Source organism: Mycobacterium sp. E342 (genome assembly GCF_001667665.1).
Classification (GTDB): Bacteria; Actinomycetota; Actinomycetes; order Mycobacteriales; family Mycobacteriaceae; genus Mycobacterium.
The window spans coordinates 1-16,584 of sequence record NZ_LZJM01000308.1 but is presented as its reverse complement, the minus strand read 5'-3'; the positions used below and the strand labels follow the sequence as shown (position 1 = coordinate 16,584).

The following is a 16,584-nucleotide window of genomic DNA, read 5'->3' as shown; positions in this document are numbered from 1 at the left end:
CTGGTTTTCCATGCACCGTCGTCACATCCGTCACTGGCCGGGGCGAGGCGCAAACTGCCCGCCTCCCAGCGACAAATGCCGGTCCCGCGCGTCGGCAGTGCGGCGCGGGGCGCCTGCAATGCCGCGCGGCCTGCAAATGCCCGGGGTCTCTGCCCCACCGATTTGTCGCTGTGAGGCGGGCACACGAGCGGCCACTCCCGCCAGAGGCCAGTGGGGCACATGTGACCCGGATGGTCGCCGCTCCGGGACGCGCGCCTTCCCCGGGCTAGGCTGACCAGTGATGTCCGGTCTGCGCTCCGTGCTCCTGCTGTGCTGGCGCGATACCGGACACCCACAAGGCGGCGGCAGCGAGGCCTACTTGCAGCGCATCGGCGCGCAGCTGGCCGCATCCGGCGTCGCCGTTACGCTGCGCACCGCCCGCTATCCCGGCGCGCCCCGCCGCGAGGTGGTCGACGGCGTGCGCATCCACCGCGCGGGCGGCCGGTACTCCGTCTACGTCTGGGCGTTGCTCGCAATGGCGGCGGCGCGGCTGGGGGTCGGACCGTTGCGGCGGGTGCGGCCCGACGTGGTCGTCGACACCCAGAACGGCCTGCCGTTCCTCGCCCGGCTGGTATACGGCCGGCGGGTGGTGGTCCTGGTGCACCACTGTCACCGCGAGCAATGGCCGGTGGCGGGCCCGGTGCTCGGCCGGCTCGGCTGGTTCGTCGAGTCGACGTTGTCGCCGTGGCTGAACCGGCGCAACCAGTACGTCACGGTATCGCTGCCGTCGGCGCGCGACCTGCTGACGCTGGGCGTCGACAACGCGCGAATCGCGGTGGTGCGCAACGGGCTCGACGAGGCCCCGGCGCGCTCGCTGACCGGCCCCCGCGCCGCCGCGCCGCGGGTGGTGGTGCTGTCGCGGTTGGTGCCGCACAAGCAGATCGAGGACGCGCTGGAGGCCGTGGCGCAGCTGCGGCCCCGGATGCCGGGCCTGCACCTCGACATCGTCGGCGACGGCTGGTGGCGGCGGCGGCTCGTCGAGCACGTCCGCCGGCTCGGCATCCCCGACGCGGTGACATTTCACGGCCACGTCGACGACGTGACCAAACACCATGTGCTGCAGAGCGCGTGGGTGCAGCTGCTGCCCTCCCGCAAGGAGGGGTGGGGTCTGGCTGTCGTGGAGGCCGCCCAGCATCGGGTGCCGACCATCGGCTACCGATCCTCGGGCGGCCTGTCGGATTCGATCGTCGACGAGGTGACCGGCATCCTGGTGGACACCCACGCGGAGCTGGTGGATCGCCTCGACGAGCTGCTGTCCGACCCGGTGTTGCGCGATCAGCTCGGCGCCAAGGCGTACACCCGGAGCGGTGAGTTCTCATGGCGGCAAAGCGCCGACTCCATGCGCACGGTGTTGGAGGCCGTGCGAACGGGCGACTTCGTCAGCGGCGTCCTCTAGCCGCGGCCCGGGCGCGCCTGACCAGCGCGCCGGCGCCACCGACGACCAGCGCCGCCAGCCACGCCAGATGCGCGATCAGCGTCGCCGTGCGGGCCGTGGCGGACACCCCTGGGGTGGTGCCGCCGATCCGATAGAGCGCGAGGTGGTCGTCGCGGTAGACCGGGGTGAGCGCGTCGAGAGTGCGCGCGGCCGCCCCCATGTCCCCGGCGGTGTCCGACTCCACGACCAGCCAGCCCACGCCCGCCGGGGCCAGCGCGGACGGCGCGGGCCCGGCCAGCAGCAACTGCTGGACCGCGCGGGCGTGGGTGCCCTCGCCCGGGATGACGGTTCCCGAGATGACCAGGTCGCCCGTGCTGAGCACGTCGGCGCGCACCCAGCGGGGCAACGGATCCAACACCGGCGTCCGGCCCGCCCAGGAGTAGAGCCGCATGGTGCCGGCCGGCAACACCGCCACCGTCGCGGGCGCGGCGTTGATCTGGGCCGCCATCGCCGCCCAGCCGCGTGGATATTGCACCGGCGACACCTGGCCCCAGACCCCCCAGGCCAGGTCGGGCAGCGCGAAGACGAGCGCGAGGCAGCAGACCGGGGCCGCCATCACATCCGCCGGTGGCGGCACCCATCTGCGCAGCGTCACCACCACGCCCCCGCCCGCCAGCGCGTAGCCCGGCATCGCCAGCGCCACCCACTTCTGCCCGTCGCGCAGCACCCCGAAGCCGGGCACGGCATCTACCAGCGCGGCCAGCAGGTGCAGGCCGGGGCCGGTCGCCAGGGCGGCCGGAAGCAGCACGGCCGCTGCCGCCAACGCCAGCAGCGGTCGCGCCGCGGGGCGGCGCACCACCGTCGGCAGCCCGGCCGCGACCACGCCCAGCAGCACCGCGGCCGACGCCACCGCAAACATCGTGGTCCGCGAGATCGGCACCGCCTCGCCGTTCCAGATCCCGCCCAGGGCGGCCAGGCTGGCGAGCGTGCCCAGCCCCGGCTCGGCGCGCGGCGCGAACGCCGCGACCCCCAGGGTGTTCGCCGCCGCGTGGGCGGGCAACGAGGCGCCCAGCGCCGACGCGGTCAGCCAGGGCAGCGCGCACACCAGCGCGGCGCCCAGCGTCACTGCGGCGCACAGCCGGCGGGACCAGGACCCAGCCGGGTCCTGTGTCGGGACAGCCACGCAGGCCAGCCCCGTCGTCGCGGCGAGCAGCAGACCGGTCGGCGTCAGCCCGGCGAGTGCGATCCAGAAGGTCAACCCGAAGAACGAGCCGGCGCCCGTCCGCAGCCTGAGCGTCGCCGTCGCGATCCAGGGCAGGCAGCCGTAGCCGACAAGCAGGCTCCAGTGGCCCTGAAGCAGCCGCTCGGCGATGTAGGGGTTCCAGATCGCCAGGGTGGTGGCGACGAATTGGCCGGGCGGGCCCGCGTCGGGCAGCGCCGTCGCGACCAGTCGGGCCGCACCCCACCCCGCGAGCCAGAGCCCCAGGACGAGCAACGCCTTGACCACGACGCCGCCGTCGAGCACGTGGGAGGCCAGCGCCACCGCGAAGTCCTGCGGCGTCGCGCGCGGCGCCGCCGTCAGGCCCAGCGCGGTGTCGGACACATACGAGCGCGGCGTGGACACCGCGTCGCGCAGCAGCAGGTAACCGGGCTTGAGCAGCGGCCCGACCACCAGCAGCGCCAAGACCAGGGCGTACCCGGGCCGGGTCCAGCGCACGCGGCGGGCTATTCCCGTTCGGGTGGACCGGTGGGTTCGGGCAGCCCGGAGCCGGGCGGCTCGTCGGCGCCCAGGGTGGGCGCGTCCCCGCCGGGATCATCCCGCGACGTGGGGCGCTGGGTGGGCAGCTTCTCGGTTTCGGCCTCGGCGCCGGGCACCGGCTCCTCGAGCCCGCTGCGGCCGAAGAAGTCCTGGTCACCGCGGTCCAGGCCGGGATCGGTCAACGCGCTCTCGGTGCGCAGGCTGAACGAGGCGAGCAGGCCGCCGCCGACCAGCGCGATCAGCCCGACCGCGGTGAACGTGATCGGCAGCACCCGCGACCACAGCGCCAGCCGGTCGCGCTCGTCGCGGGCGGCGTTGACCTGTGATTCGACGGTGTCCTGGTTGGAGGTGACCTTGTAGTCGGCCAGCGTCAGCTCCGGCTTCATCGGATCGCGGGCGAAGTAGTGGTTGGCGTGCTCGGTCTCCTTGACGATGGTGCCCGACACCGGGTCCACCCAGAAGGTGCGCTGCGCCGCGTAGTAGCGGGTCATGGTGATCTGCTCGTTCGGGTCGCCGCCCTGGATGCCCCACATCGACGCCGACGTGGTCTGTTTGGCGTCCTCGTTGCCGGCCATCAGCGACGGGTACGGCACGGGGGCCACCAGCTTGCCCTCGGCGTTGTAGCCGATGTTCTGGGTGAACTTGTAGGTGGTCAGGCCGTTGACGTCTTCCTGGCTGTCGTAGTTGACGTCGAACGGCTTCTGCGCGATCGGATCGAAGTAGGGGTACGTCTTCTTCTCGGTGTGGAACGGGAACCGGTAGGCCAGGCCGTCGTGGCGGAGCGGCATCGCGGTGGGCGGGTTCTCGTCGTTGAAGGCGCGCGGCTTCTGGACCGAGCCGCCGGCGTGGGTGTCGTCGGAGACGGCCATCGCGGTCTTGCGGTTGAGGGTGACGGTGTCGACGATCGCCAGCAGCAGGCCGCTGTCCTTCTGCTTGTCGGTGCGCCGCACCGAGCTTCCGACCTGCAGCGTGACCACGTCGGCGTTGGCGGGCGACTCGACGCTGACCTGCTGCTGGGACACCAGCGGCACGTTCTGGTTGACGACCACGTGATCGGTCGACAGGGATGCGGCGTCGAGCGCGGTTCCGGTGCCGTCGCTGATCAGCGTGGCGTCGATGTCGAGCGGGACCTTGGTGATCCTGCTGGTGGTGTACGTCGACAACAGCAGCGCGGCGATCAGCAGGGCGGCTCCGAATCCGATGATCCCGCATGCGGCGAACCGCAACATGACTGCTCGGTTCACGTCGCTGTGCCCTCCTAGATGCTCTCTTGCGCCGTCAGCCGCAAACCCGTTTGACCCTAACAGCCGAACGTAAGGCCCCGGCTTACGAACCTGTCGCGGTCGCGCGCGGGTCCTTCGGGTGTACCCATTCGTTCTGCCGACCCATCCGATGCAGACTGTGGGGGTGACGGATGGCCAGCGAGCGGGAGGCGTTCGCAGCTTCCTGCCTGCCGTGGAGGGGATGCGCGCGTGCGCGGCCATGGGCGTGGTCGTCACGCACGTCGCCTTCCAGACCGGGCATTCCAGCGGTGTCACCGGCCGGCTCTTCGGCCGCTTCGATCTGGCCGTCGCGGTGTTCTTCGCGTTGTCGGGTTTCCTGTTGTGGCGCGGGCACGCCGCGGCGGCGCGCGGCCTGCAACCGCGGCCCCGCACGGGCCACTATCTGCGGTCGCGGGTGGTGCGCATCATGCCGGCCTACGTGGTGGCGGTCGTCGTGATCCTGACGCTGTTGCCCGACGCCGATCACGCGAGCCCGACGGTATGGCTGGCAAACCTGACCCTGACCCAGATCTATGTGCCGCTCACCCTGACCGGCGGGCTGACCCAGATGTGGAGCCTTTCCGTCGAGGTCAGCTTCTACCTGGCGCTGCCCATCCTGGCGTTGCTGGCCCGGCGGCTGCCGGTCGGCGCGCGGGTGCCGGCCATCGCCGCCCTGGCCGCGCTGAGCTGGGCCTGGGGCTGGGTGCCCATCCATTCCGGATCCGGCACCAACCCGCTGAACTGGCCGCCGGCCTTCTTCTCCTGGTTCGCCGCGGGCATGCTGCTGGCCGAATGGGTGTACAACCCGATCGGCCTGCCGCACCGGTGGGCCCGCCGGCGTGTGGTGATGGGCGTCGTCGCCGTGCTGGCCTACCTGGTGGCGGCGTCCCCGCTGGCGGGACCGGAGGGCCTGATTCCCGGCACGGCCACCCAGTTCGCCGTGAAGACGGCGGCGGGCTCGCTGGTGGCGCTCGCGCTGGTCGCCCCGCTGGTGCTGGACCGGGTCGACACCGGTCACCGGTTGCTGGGCAGCACCGCCATGGTGACGCTGGGGCGGTGGTCCTACGGGCTGTTCGTGTGGCACCTGGCGGCGCTGGCCATGGTGTTCCCGGTGCTCGGGACCTTCGCGTTCACCGGACGGATGCCGTCGGTGCTGGTGCTCACGCTGATCTTCGGGTGGGCGATCGCCGCGGTCAGCTATGGGCTGGTCGAGTCGCCATGCCGGGAAGCGTTGCGGCGCTGGGAAAAACGCGAGAAGCCGGAAGAAACACCCGGCACCGTCGACGCGGAGGCGGACGCGATCGCGCCCTAGCCGGCGCGGTCCATCCACTCTTCGAGCGTGTGTGCCGACGGCAGGCAGACGGCCCGTTCGATCTTCTCGAACAGATCGGCCCCGTATTCCACGGTGGACCGGACGAGGTGGCCCAGCCCCTCGACGTGGATGCCGTCGCTCAGCAGGTAGGCGTTCTCGCCGACGACGCTGACGTGGGCCGGCCGGGCGGTCTCGCGCACAAACGCCTTGGGCCAATGGGTTTCGCGGTTCCAGTCGTTCACCAGCTCCATCAGGCGGGGCCGTTCGGCGGCGGGGTAGTAGCCGGCCGGGCTGACCGAGATCTCGAACAGGTCGCGCCGCAACCCGTTGATCCGCAGGTTCACGTGCAGCTTGCCGCGTTCGTAGCCGGGCAGCATCAGGAACTCCTCGCCGTCGTCGCTGCGGAAGAACCGCAACTGGCGCGATCGCAGGTAACGGTCGATCAGTTCCGTGCTCAACGGTTCGATCTGCATGGCCCGATGGTGCGGCCGCGGCCTTGGAGGATTCTTGGCGTGCCTCAGGCCGTCTCCGTCGCCTGCAGTCGCGCGATGATCTCGGCGCGCACGGCAGACCGCCGCGCCTTGCCGGCATCGTCGCGCAGGGGAGTGTCGACGAACTCGATGAAACCGGGGGAGGGCGGCACCTTGTACTGCGAAAGGCGTTCGCACAGAAACTCTCTCACGCTCACCGCGTCGAGTGCGGACCCGTCGGCGGTGTGCACGAGTGCATAGGGCACCTGGCCCAGGTCGCCGGAGTTGGGGTCGGGCACACCGACGACGAGGCAAGACAGCACGTCCGGGTGCGCCGAGAGCGCGTTCTCGACCTCGGCCGGGTACACGTTGCGGCCGCCGACGGTGAACATGTCGACGCGACGATCGGACAGGTACAGGAACCCGTCGGAGTCGAAGTGGCCGAGGTCGCCCAGGGAGTCCCAGCCGTCGCGGCTCTTCGCCTCGACGCCGACGTAGCGGTAGGTGGGCGCGCTGCCCGGGCTTGGCCGCAGGTAGATCTCGCCCACCACGCCGGGCGGGCACGGGTTGCCCTCGTCGTCGAGCACCTTCATCTCACCGGCGACCACCACACCCACCGAGCCGCGGTGGGTCAGCCACTGGTCCCCGGAGATGAAGGTGAGCGCCTGTAACTCGGTGCCGCCGTAGAGTTCCCACACCTTCTCCGGGGCCAGCAGTTCGATCCACGCCTGCTTGACGGCGGGCGGGCACGGCGCACCCATGTGCCAGAACCGGCGGATCGACGACAGGTCGTAGGACTGTGGGTCGGCGTGGTACACGGGCAGCGTGCGCTGCATGATCGTCGGCACCGTCGTCAGGAAGGTGACGCGATGGTCGGTGATCAGCCGCAGGAACCGTTCGGGGTCGAACCGGCTCATCAAGACCAGGTGATGGCGCATCAGCAGGGCGAGCGTCGCGGTGGTGAAACCGGTGTTGTGGGACAACGGGATCGGCACCAACGTGGTGTCGCCCTCCTGCGCGCCCAGCGGGTAACCGATGGCGGCCGGTATCCGGCTGTCGCCGCCGGACTCGATGAGCTTGGGCCGGCCGGTGCTGCCACCGGATCCCATCGCCTTCCACACCGGCGACACCGCCTCGGGCAACGCCGCGTCGGACAACGCCTGATCCGGCGTGAATCCCGCTGGCACACTGGGCATTTGGGGGTGCTCGCGTCCCACCAGCAGTGCGGGCGGGCGCAGGTCCAGCAGGCCCCGCAGCTCGGCGTCCGGTAACCGCGCCGACAGCGGCTGGGGCACCGCGCCCAGCTTCCAGCACGCCACCGCGGCCTGGATCCACTCGACCGAGTTGGGCAGCACGATCGTCACGTAGTCGCCGAGGCCGACGCCGCGCTCGGCGTAGGCGCGGGCCAACCGGTTCGTCGAGGCGTCGAGCTCCGCGCGGGTCAGGGTCAGCCCGTCGCAGGTGACCGCCGGCTCGTCGGGCGCGAGCTCGGCCAGCGCCGAGATCTGGGTGCCGATTGGCGGGACCGGCTCATTCTGGGTCATTAATAGGCGCCCTGCCGCTCGAAGATGCGGCGGGGGTTGTCGACCAGCATGGTGTGCAGCTGCTCGTCGGTGACGCCGCGCTGCTTGAGGGCGGGGATGACGTCGTTGTGGATGTGCAGGTAGTGCCAGTTGGGCGCCATCTGCGGCACGAGTTCTTCGGGCAGCGCGTCGAAGTAGCAATTGGCGTCGTGTGAAAGCACCATCTTGTCGGCGTGGCCGCGTTCGCACATCTGCGCCACGATCTTGACCCGCTCCTCGAAGGGAGAGATCACGTCGAGACCGAAGCGGTCCATCCCGAGGTATGACCCCGCCGCGATGAGTTCCTCGAGGTAGCCGATGTCGGTACTGTCGCCGGAGTGGCCGATCACGACCCGGGTCAGGTCGACGCCTTCCTCTTCGAAGATGCGTTGCTGCTCGAGGCCTCGGCGCAGGCCGGCATGGGTGTGCGTGGAGATCGGTACCCCCGTGCGCTTGTGCGCCTGGGCGACGGCGCGCAGCACCCGCTCGACGCCGGGGGTGATGCCCGGCTCGTCGGTGGCGCACTTGAGGATTCCGGCCTTGACGCCGGTGTCGGCGATGCCCTGCTCGATGTCCTTCACGAACATGTCGGTCATGATCTCCGGGCCGTCCAGCATGCCGCCCGGGCCCTCGTAGTGGAACCGGAACGGGATGTCGTTGTAGGTGTAAAGGCCTGTTGCCACAACGATATTCAGATCCGTGGCCGCCGCCACGCGCGCGATGCGCGGGATGTAGCGGCCGAGTCCGATCACGGTGAGGTCGACGATGGTGTCCACGCCGCGCGACTTCAACTCGTTGAGGCGGGCGATCGCGTCGGCCACGCGCTTGTCCTCGTCGCCCCAGGCTTCGGGATAGTTCAGGGCGATCTCGGTGGTCATGATGAACACGTGCTCGTGCATGAGCGTCACGCCGAGGTCGGCGGTATCAATGGGGCCGCGGGCGGTATTGAGTTCTGACACGGGACTGATGCTAGGTCGACTCGGTGGTCGGGCAACAGTGCCGATTTATTCCGGTCCGCCCCGACGGCCGCGACGGTGCAGTACCGTCACCCTCGTCCGAACCGGAACCCGCGGGAGCCCGTCATGTTGCTCAATCCCAACCATCTGCAACGTCAGTACCCCGACCGGCGCTCGGGGGAGATCATGGCCGCGACGGTGGACTTCTTCGAGTCGCGGGGCAAGGCGCGGCTGAAGTCCGACGACCACGAACGGGTGTGGTACTCCGAGTTTTTGGACCACATCGGCCGCGAGCGCATCTTCGCCTCTCTGCTGACGCCGTCGGAATACGGTGCGGCCGATTGCCGCTGGGACACCTACCGGATCAGCGAGTTCGCCGAGATCGTGGGCTTCTACGGGCTGAGCTACTGGTACCCCTTCCAGGTCACCGCGCTGGGCCTGGGCCCGATCTGGATGAGCGCCAACTCCGACGCCAAGCGCAAGGCCGCCGCGCAGCTGGAGTCCGGCGAGGTGTTCGCCTTCGGGCTGTCGGAGCAGACCCACGGCGCCGACGTCTACCAGACCGACATGATCCTGACGCCGTCCGGCGAGGCTGGTCTCGGGGGCTGGACCGCGAACGGCGAGAAGTACTACATCGGTAACGCCAACGTGGCGCGGATGGTGTCGACCTTCGGCAAGATCGCCGGCTCCTCAGAAAAGGACGACGAGTACGTGTTCTTCGCCGCCGACTCCCAGCACGAGCGGTACGACCTGATCAAGAACGTGGTGAACTCGCAGAATTACGTCGCCAACTACGCGCTGCGCGACTACCCGGTCAGCGAGGCCGACATCCTGCACCGCGGTCCCGAGGCTTTCCACGCCGCCCTCAACACCGTCAACGTCTGCAAGTACAACCTGGGGTGGGGCGCCGTCGGCATGTGCACCCACGCCATGTACGAGGCGGTCACCCACGCCTCCAATCGCGTCCTCTACGGCACCGTCGTCACCGACTTCACGCACGTCCGTCGGCTGCTCACCGACGCCTACCTACGGCTGGTCGCGATGCGGCTGGTGACAACCCGCGCCTGCGACTACATGCGCAGCGCGTCGGCCGACGACCGGCGTTACCTGCTGTACAGCCCGCTCACGAAGGGGAAGGTCACCAGCGAGGGGGAGCGGGTCGTCATCGCGCTCTGGGACGTCATCGCCGCGAAGGGCGTCGAGAAGGACACCTTCTTCGAGGCGGTCACCCGCGAGATCGGTCTGTTGCCAAGGCTCGAAGGCACGGTGCACATCAACATCGGGCTGCTCGCGAAGTTCATGCCCAACTTCCTGTTCGCCCCCAACAGCGAACTGCCCATCATCGGCCGCCGCGACGAAGCGTCGGACGACAGCTTCCTGTTCGCGCAGGGGCCGACCGGGGGGCTGGGCAAGGTGCGCTTCCACGACTGGCGCGCGGTGTTCGACGGGTTCGCGCACCTACCCAATGTCGCGTTGCTGCACAAGCAGATCGACGTGCTCGCCGACATGCTGGCCAGCGCGACGCCCGACGCCGCGCAGCAGCAGGACATCGACTTCGCGTTCGCCGTGGGCCAGCTGTTCGCGACGGTGCCCTACGCGCAGCTCATCCTCGAGGAGGCCGCGCTGTCGGACGTGGACGAGACGCTGATCGATGGGATCTTCGCCGTGCTGGTGCGCGATTTCAACGGCTACGCCGTGGAGCTCAGCGACAAGCCCGCGACGACGGACGAGCAGGCGCGGTTCGCGACGCGGATGATCCGCCGCCCGGTTCACGACCCCTCGCGGTACGCCCAGATCTGGAAGGAACACATCCTTCCGCTGAACGGCGCGTACCAGATGCGGCCGTAGTTTCCGCGACCGCCGGCCGGGCACTCGGGGCGGCGGCCGGGCCTTGACTGTGACGCAGCTCACTGTAAAATGACCAGTGGTCATCGATGTTAGGAGACCGCATTGCCGACGGTGATTTGGGCGCGGGTCGACCCCGCCCGTCGCGCAGCCATCATCGACGCCGCCGAGCAGGAGTTCGGGGCCCACGGGTTCTCCCGCGGCAGCCTCAACGTCATCGCACGGCGCGCCGGTGTCGCCAAGGGCAGCCTGTTCCAGTACTTCGCGGACAAGCGCGACCTGTTCGCGTTCATCGCCGACATCGGCAGCCAGCGGGTGCGCGCCTACATGGAAGACCGCATCCGCGAGCTGGACCCGAGCCGGCCGTTCTTCGACTTTCTCACCGACTGGCTCGACGCGTGGGTGGCCTACTTCGCCGACCACCCGCACGAACGCGCGCTGCACGCCGCGGCGACCCTCGAGGTCGACACCGAAGCCCGTGTCAGCGTGCAGAACGTCATCCACCGCCACTACCTGGAGGTGATGCGGCCGCTCGTCCGTGATGCGAAGGCGCGCGGCGACCTGCGCGCCGATTCGGACACCGACGCGCTGTTGTCGTTGCTGCTCTTGATCTTTCCGCACCTGGCGCTGGCGCCCTACATGCGCGGCCTGGACCCGGTTCTCGGGCTCGACGAACCCACTCCGGAGCAGCCGGCGCTGGCCGTGCGCCGGCTGGTCGCGGTGCTGGCGGCCGCCTTCTCCGCGTCACCGCACTCACCCGTCCACTCAGCCCCACAACGATCCGAGGAGGTCACATGACACGCACACATTCGGGCTCGATGGTTCGAGGGGGCCTCAACTGGGACAGCCTGCCGCTGCGGCTGTTCGCCGGCGGCAACGCGAAATTCTGGGATCCGGCCGACATCGACTTCTCCCGCGACCGCGCCGACTGGGAGCGGCTGACCGACGACGAACGCGACTACGCGATCCGGTTGTGCGCGGAGTTCATCGCCGGCGAGGAAGCCGTGACCGAAGACATCCAGCCGTTCATGTCGGCGATGCGGGCCGAGGGCCGGCTCGGCGACGAGATGTACCTGACGCAGTTCGCTTTCGAGGAGGCCAAGCACGTCCAGGTGTTCCGCATGTGGCTCGATGCGGTCGGGGTCACCGATGACCTGCACCGCTACCTCGACGACATCCCCACCTACCGGACGATCTTCTACGAGGAATTGCCGGACTGCCTGAACGCCTTGTCGGTGGACCCGTCGCCGGCCGCCCAGGTGCGAGCGTCGGTCACCTACAACCACATGGTCGAGGGCATGCTGGCGCTCACCGGATACTTCGGCTGGCACAAGATCTGCGTGGAGCGCGGCATCCTGCCCGGCATGCAGGAGTTGGTCCGGCGCATCGGCGACGACGAGCGGCGCCATATGGCGTGGGGCACGTTCACCTGCCGCCGCCACGTCGCCGCCGACGATGCCAACTGGGGCGTCTTCGAAACCCGCATGAACGAGCTCATGCCGCTGGGCCTGCGCCTGATCGAGGAGGGCTTCGCCCTGTACGACCCGATGCCTTTCGGCCTGTCGGTGGACGAGTTCATGCAGTACGCATCCGACAAGGGCATGCGCCGCTTCGGCACCATCTCCAGCGCCCGCGGGCGGCCGCTGGAAGAGATCGACCTCGACTACTCGCCGTTGCACTTGGAGGACACCTTCGCCGACGAGGACGAGAAGGCCCTGGCGGCTGCGTCTGCCTGAGCCGGCTACTCGACCTTGCTGCCGCCGCCCGCCAGGCCGCTTTCCGACTCGCCCACCCACACGGTCTTGGCGTTGACGAAGGCGCGGATGCCCAGGCCGGCGAGTTCGCGGCCGTAGCCGGAACGCTTGACGCCGCCGAAGCCCAGCTCCGGGTAGGACACCGTCATGCCGTTGATGAAGACCTGGCCGGCCTCGATGTCGTCGATGAAGCGCTGCTGCTCGGCCTGGTCGTTGGTCCAGGCATTGGATCCCAACCCGAACGTGGTGGCGTTGGCGATCTCGATCGCCTCGTCGATGTCGGCGGCCCGGTACATCGACGCCACCGGGCCGAACACCTCTTCGGTGTAGAGCGCCATGTCCTTGGTGATGTCGGTGACCACCGTCGGCGGGTAGAACCATCCCGGCCCGTCGATGGGCTTGCCGCCGAGGCGGATCGTGGCCCCCGCCGCAGCCGCGTCCTCGACCTGCTTGGCGATGTCGTCGCGGCCGGACTCGGTGGCCAGCGGGCCCACGTCGGTGTCCGGGTCGGTCGGGTCGCCGACCTTGAGCGCGGCCATCCGCTCGGTGAACTTGTCGACGAACGCGTCGTAGATGTCGGTGTGAATGATGAACCGCTTGGCGGCGATGCAGGACTGGCCGTTGTTCTGGACGCGCGCGGTGACCGCGGTCTTGGCGGCCTCGTCCATGTTCGCCGACGGCATCACGATGAACGGGTCGCTGCCACCGAGTTCGAGCACGGTGGGCTTGATCTCGTCGCCGGCGATGGCGGCGACCGACTGGCCGGCCGGCTCGCTACCGGTCAGGGTGGCGGCCGCGACCCGGGGATCGCGCAGGATGCGCTCCACGGCACTGGACGAGACGAGCAGCGTCTGGAAGCAGCCCTCCGGGAAGCCGCCGCGGGCGATCACGTCGGCCAGGTAGAGCGCGGACTGCGGCACGTTGGAGGCGTGCTTGAGGATGCCGACGTTGCCGGCCATCAGTGCCGGCGCGGCGAACCGGACGGCCTGCCACAGCGGGAAGTTCCACGGCATCACGGCCAGCACCACCCCGAGCGGTTGGTAGCGGGTGTACGCCTTCTTGGCGCCGACCTTGGCCGCGTCGGCCGGCTCGTCGGCCAGCAGCTGCTCGGCGTTTTCGGCGTAGTAACGAAAGCCCTTGGCGCACTTGAGCGCCTCGGCCTTGGCCGACTTCAGCGTCTTGCCCATTTCCAGGGTCATCATCGCGGCGACGTCGTCGGCCTCTTTTTCCAACAGGTCGGCGGTCGCGTTTGCCCACTGCGCGCGCTGGGCAAAGGTGGTGTTATGGCGGTAGTCCTGGAACCGGGCGTAGGCGCGGGCGATGGCCGCGTCGACTTCTTCGTCGGTTGCCGGGGTGAAGGTTTTTACGGTCTCGCCGGTGGCCGGGTTGATGGTCGCGATGGGCACGCTGACATCCTTCGCTTCGGGTTTGGTAAGAGGTCCAACACCCAGCCTGCCACTATCGTTCCCCCAAGGGAGGTGCCGGATGAGTAGAGCCGCCGAGCTGATGGTCAAGTGCCTGGAAAACGAGGGCGTTGCCGTGGTGTTCGGCCTGCCGGGGGAGGAGAACATCCGCTTCGTGCAGGCGCTGGCGTCGTCGAGCATCCGCTACGTGCTCACCCGGCACGAGCAGGGCGCGGCCTTCATGGCCGAGATGTACGGGCGGGTCACCGGGCGGGCGGCGGTGGTGTCGAGCACCCTGGGCCCCGGTGCGATCAACATGCAACTCGGGGTGGCCGACGCCACCACCAACAGCACCCCGCTGGTCGCGATCTCCGCGCAGGTCGGCCAGGACCGGGAGTTCAAGGAGTCGCACCAATACGTCGACCTGGTCCGAATGTTCGCCCCCATCACCCGATGGGCCGCCGGGGTTCCCACCCCGCGCGCGATCCCGGAGATGTTCCGCAAGGCGTTCAAGGTCGCCGAGACCGAACGCCCGGCGGCGGTGTACCTGGCGGTGCCCGAGCACATAGACGCCGACGAGACCGATTACGACCTGACACCGTTGCCGCGCAACGTCGTTCGTCCTGACGCGCCCGCGCCCGGCCAGGTGGAGCGCGCGGTCGACATCCTGCGCAAGGCCAAGCGGCCGGTGGTGCTGGCCGGGCACGGCGCCGCCCGCGGCAACGCCACCGCGGCCCTGATCCGGTTCTCCGAGCAGTTCGGCATCCCGGTCGCCAACACCTTCCACGGCAAGGGCGTGATGCCCGACGACCACCCCAACAGCATCGGGACCCTGGGGTTCATGCGGCACGACTACGTGAACTTCGGCTTCGACAACGCCGACGTCGTGATCGCCGTCGGCTACGAGTTGCAGGAGTTCGACCCCGTCCGGATCAATCCGCAGGCCGACAAGAAGATCATCCACGTCCACCGTTTCCCGGCCGAGGTCGATGCGCACTATTCGGTGGACGTCGGCATCATCGGCGACATCAGCTCTTCCTTGGAGGCGTTGACGGATGCGCTGGACGGCCACTCCTACGAGGCGGACCCGGAGGTTCCCGGCCACGGCCTACTCGCCGAGGAATTCGCTCGCGGGCAACAGGATTCGCGTTATCCGCTGGCGCCGGCCCGGGTGGTCGCCGATACCCGGGCGGCGCTGGGCCGCAGTGACGTCGTCCTGGTGGACACCGGTGCCACCAAGATGTGGATGGCGCGGCTCTATCCGACGTACGAATGCAACACCTGTCTGGTGTCGAATGGGTTGTCCACCATGGGCTTTGCCCTTCCTGGCGCGCTCGGTGTCAAGCTGGCGCGGCCCGACACGAAGGTGCTGGCCGTCGTCGGGGACGGCGCGTTCCTGATGAACTCGCAGGAAATCGAGACCGCCGTCCGCGAGCGGATTCCGCTGGTGGTGTTGATCTGGGAGGACGGCGGCTACGGGCTGATCGAGTGGAAAATGGACCTCGAGCTCGGCGCGCACTACTACGTGAAGTTCGGCAATCCCGACGTGGTGAAGTACGCGGAAAGCTTCGGCGCCAAGGGATATCGGATCAACAGCGCCGAGGAGCTGCTGCCCACGCTGCGTGCCGCGCTCGACGACGACGGGGTGTCGGTGATCTCCTGCCCGGTCGACTACTCGGAGAATCTGCGGTTGACCGACCGGCTCGGCGAGCTGGACGAGACGCTGTGATTCACGGGCACATCCACGCCAACGGTGGGCAGACGCCGGTGTTCGGCGGCAGCCGCAACCCCGGCGGCTGGCCCTGGACCATCAGCGCGGGAAGACCGGAGTCGGGCGCGAAGTAATAGGTGTGGCAGACGTTTCTGTCCCAGTCCGGCATCCGACGCAACTCGCCCAGGTTCGGGCACCACATCTGGCTGCAGATGTGTGAGGTGCAGCAGCCCGGTGGGCCCTCGGGCGGGGCACACTCCGGCGGCTGGTTACCGCCGTTGTTGGTGGAGCAGACGGCGTGGGCCGTGCCCGCACCGAGCGTCAGGTCCGCGGTCCACAGGCCGCCGGTGAGCGCCAGCACAGTTGTCGAAATTGCGAGTGTTAATCTCATGCGTCGTTCCTTTATTGCTCTCACGATTGTCGCTCGTGGCGTTGCAGGCTCACCAAAGAATTTCCAAATTCCTTGCACGAGTGTGCAGCTGTGGCGGTTTCGCGCCGATTTTTGTCGGTGGGGGTGGCTAGTTTGGCGGTGTGAGTCCAAGTAGTCATCCGGATGTCGACGCGGTGTTCGACGACCTTGATGCGGTCTTGGCCCGCGCCCGGGCGTTACCGGTTGACGCGATGAACGTCGCGCAACAGTTGGCGATGCTGGAGCGCTGCGAGAAGGCGCGCCGCCAACTGCCGGCCATCGAACACCCGGTGATCAACAACCTGGCCCGCCAAGCCACGCCAGAGGAGCTGGGCGGCACGCTGCCGCACGCGCTCGCCGAGGCGGCGTTGATCAGCCGCGCCGAAGCCTCACGGCGCGTCAAAGAGGCCACCGACCTAGGACCCCGGCACGGGCTGACCGGCGAACCGCTGGCCCCGTTGTTGCCGGCCACCGCCGCCGCCCAACGCGATGGGACGCTCGGCGGCGGCCAGGTGGCGGTGATCCGCCGCTTCTTCCACCGCCTGCCCGGCTGGGTCGACGCCGCCACCCGCGAGGCCGTGGAGACCGACCTGGCTGCCCATGGAACGCAGTACCGGCCCGAACAACTCGCCGCACTCGCCGAGCACATCGCCGACTGCCTCAACCCCGACGGCACCTACACCGACGACGACCGCGCCCGCCGGCGCGGACTCACTTTGGGCAAGCA

At 69.1% G+C, this 16,584-nt stretch carries 13 protein-coding genes and 1 pseudogene; 7 read left to right on the top strand and 7 right to left on the bottom strand.

Annotation, left to right across the window (positions count from 1 at the left end):
- Positions 1-280 precede the first annotated feature (280 nt).
- Positions 281-1,435: a glycosyltransferase family 4 protein gene (locus A5692_RS25495; RefSeq protein ID WP_068061694.1), complete on the top strand. Its 1,155-nt coding sequence runs from the start codon at positions 281-283 to the stop codon at positions 1,433-1,435.
- On the opposite strand, the gene A5692_RS25490 is transcribed toward A5692_RS25495, so the two are convergent.
- Both A5692_RS25490 and A5692_RS25485 read right to left on the bottom strand, forming a co-directional pair.
- Complete coding sequence (locus tag A5692_RS25490; RefSeq protein ID WP_068061691.1) at positions 1,419-3,131, bottom strand: hypothetical protein; 1,713 nt, start codon at positions 3,129-3,131, stop codon at positions 1,419-1,421. The genes A5692_RS25495 and A5692_RS25490 overlap by 17 nt on opposite strands.
- 8 nt (positions 3,132-3,139) lie before the next feature.
- Positions 3,140-4,417, bottom strand: a complete 1,278-nt coding sequence (locus tag A5692_RS25485) for a DUF3068 domain-containing protein (RefSeq protein WP_197514569.1) — start codon at positions 4,415-4,417, stop codon at positions 3,140-3,142.
- Between the two features lie 90 nt (positions 4,418-4,507).
- Here A5692_RS25485 and A5692_RS25480 point away from each other — a divergent pair.
- Positions 4,508-5,747: pseudogene (locus tag A5692_RS25480) on the top strand (acyltransferase family protein).
- On the opposite strand, the gene A5692_RS25475 reads toward A5692_RS25480, so the two are convergent.
- From A5692_RS25475 to A5692_RS25465, 3 genes are read right to left on the bottom strand one after another with little or no spacing between them, the layout of a single operon-like run.
- Positions 5,744-6,220, bottom strand: coding sequence for a YbjN domain-containing protein (locus tag A5692_RS25475; RefSeq protein WP_068061684.1), 477 nt, complete (start codon positions 6,218-6,220; stop codon positions 5,744-5,746). The pseudogene A5692_RS25480 and the gene A5692_RS25475 overlap by 4 nt on opposite strands.
- Before the next feature lie 44 nt (positions 6,221-6,264).
- The gene (locus A5692_RS25470; RefSeq protein WP_068061681.1) at positions 6,265-7,761 is read right to left on the bottom strand and encodes an AMP-binding protein; all 1,497 of its coding nucleotides are present in this window, start codon (positions 7,759-7,761) and stop codon (positions 6,265-6,267) included.
- Positions 7,761-8,738 carry a phosphotriesterase gene (locus tag A5692_RS25465; protein WP_068061678.1) on the bottom strand — a complete coding sequence of 326 codons (978 nt, stop codon included), beginning with the start codon at positions 8,736-8,738 and terminating at the stop codon, positions 7,761-7,763. Before A5692_RS25465 ends, A5692_RS25470 begins: the two co-directional genes overlap by 1 nt.
- Before the next feature lie 123 nt (positions 8,739-8,861).
- Between A5692_RS25465 and A5692_RS25460 the strand changes: the two genes are divergently transcribed.
- From A5692_RS25460 to A5692_RS25450, 3 genes are all read left to right on the top strand, one after another.
- Positions 8,862-10,583, top strand: coding sequence for an acyl-CoA dehydrogenase (locus A5692_RS25460; RefSeq protein WP_068061675.1), 1,722 nt, complete (start codon positions 8,862-8,864; stop codon positions 10,581-10,583).
- 102 nt (positions 10,584-10,685) lie between these two features.
- On the top strand, positions 10,686-11,378 hold the full coding sequence (locus A5692_RS25455) for a TetR/AcrR family transcriptional regulator (protein WP_068061672.1): 693 nt from the start codon (positions 10,686-10,688) through the stop codon (positions 11,376-11,378).
- Positions 11,375-12,316 (top strand): R2-like ligand-binding oxidase, encoded by a 942-nt coding sequence (locus A5692_RS25450; RefSeq protein WP_068061668.1) that lies wholly within the window; start codon positions 11,375-11,377, stop codon positions 12,314-12,316. Before A5692_RS25455 ends, A5692_RS25450 begins: the two co-directional genes overlap by 4 nt.
- Positions 12,317-12,321: 5 nt before the next feature.
- Here the strand turns inward: A5692_RS25450 and A5692_RS25445 are convergent, their stop codons facing one another.
- Positions 12,322-13,740, bottom strand: coding sequence for an NADP-dependent succinic semialdehyde dehydrogenase (locus tag A5692_RS25445; protein ID WP_068061664.1), 1,419 nt, complete (start codon positions 13,738-13,740; stop codon positions 12,322-12,324).
- Between the two features lie 79 nt (positions 13,741-13,819).
- Between A5692_RS25445 and A5692_RS25440 the strand changes: the two genes are divergently transcribed.
- The gene (locus tag A5692_RS25440; RefSeq protein WP_068061661.1) at positions 13,820-15,466 is read left to right on the top strand and encodes an acetolactate synthase large subunit; all 1,647 of its coding nucleotides are present in this window, start codon (positions 13,820-13,822) and stop codon (positions 15,464-15,466) included.
- A 1-nt stretch (position 15,467) separates the two neighbouring features.
- Here A5692_RS25440 and A5692_RS25435 read toward each other — a convergent pair whose 3' ends face one another.
- Positions 15,468-15,839, bottom strand: a complete 372-nt coding sequence (locus tag A5692_RS25435; protein ID WP_156766276.1) for a hypothetical protein — start codon at positions 15,837-15,839, stop codon at positions 15,468-15,470.
- Positions 15,840-15,979: 140 nt separating this feature from the next.
- On the opposite strand from A5692_RS25435, the gene A5692_RS25430 reads away from it, so the two are divergent.
- On the top strand, positions 15,980-16,584 hold a 605-nt coding region (locus A5692_RS25430; protein WP_197514568.1), incomplete at its 3' end, for a DUF222 domain-containing protein.

Bases quoted from the DNA above. Each gene is read 5' to 3' on its own strand.
- A5692_RS25450 (WP_068061668.1), top strand. From the start codon at position 11,375: ATGACACGCACACATTCGGGCTCGATGGTTCGAGGGGGCCTCAACTGG.
- A5692_RS25435 (WP_156766276.1), bottom strand. From the start codon at position 15,839: ATGAGATTAACACTCGCAATTTCGACAACTGTGCTGGCGCTCACCGGC.
- A5692_RS25470 (WP_068061681.1), bottom strand. From the start codon at position 7,761: ATGACCCAGAATGAGCCGGTCCCGCCAATCGGCACCCAGATCTCGGCG.
- A5692_RS25475 (WP_068061684.1), bottom strand. From the start codon at position 6,220: ATGCAGATCGAACCGTTGAGCACGGAACTGATCGACCGTTACCTGCGA.
- A5692_RS25460 (WP_068061675.1), top strand. From the start codon at position 8,862: ATGTTGCTCAATCCCAACCATCTGCAACGTCAGTACCCCGACCGGCGC.
- A5692_RS25495 (WP_068061694.1), top strand. From the start codon at position 281: ATGTCCGGTCTGCGCTCCGTGCTCCTGCTGTGCTGGCGCGATACCGGA.
- A5692_RS25440 (WP_068061661.1), top strand. From the start codon at position 13,820: ATGAGTAGAGCCGCCGAGCTGATGGTCAAGTGCCTGGAAAACGAGGGC.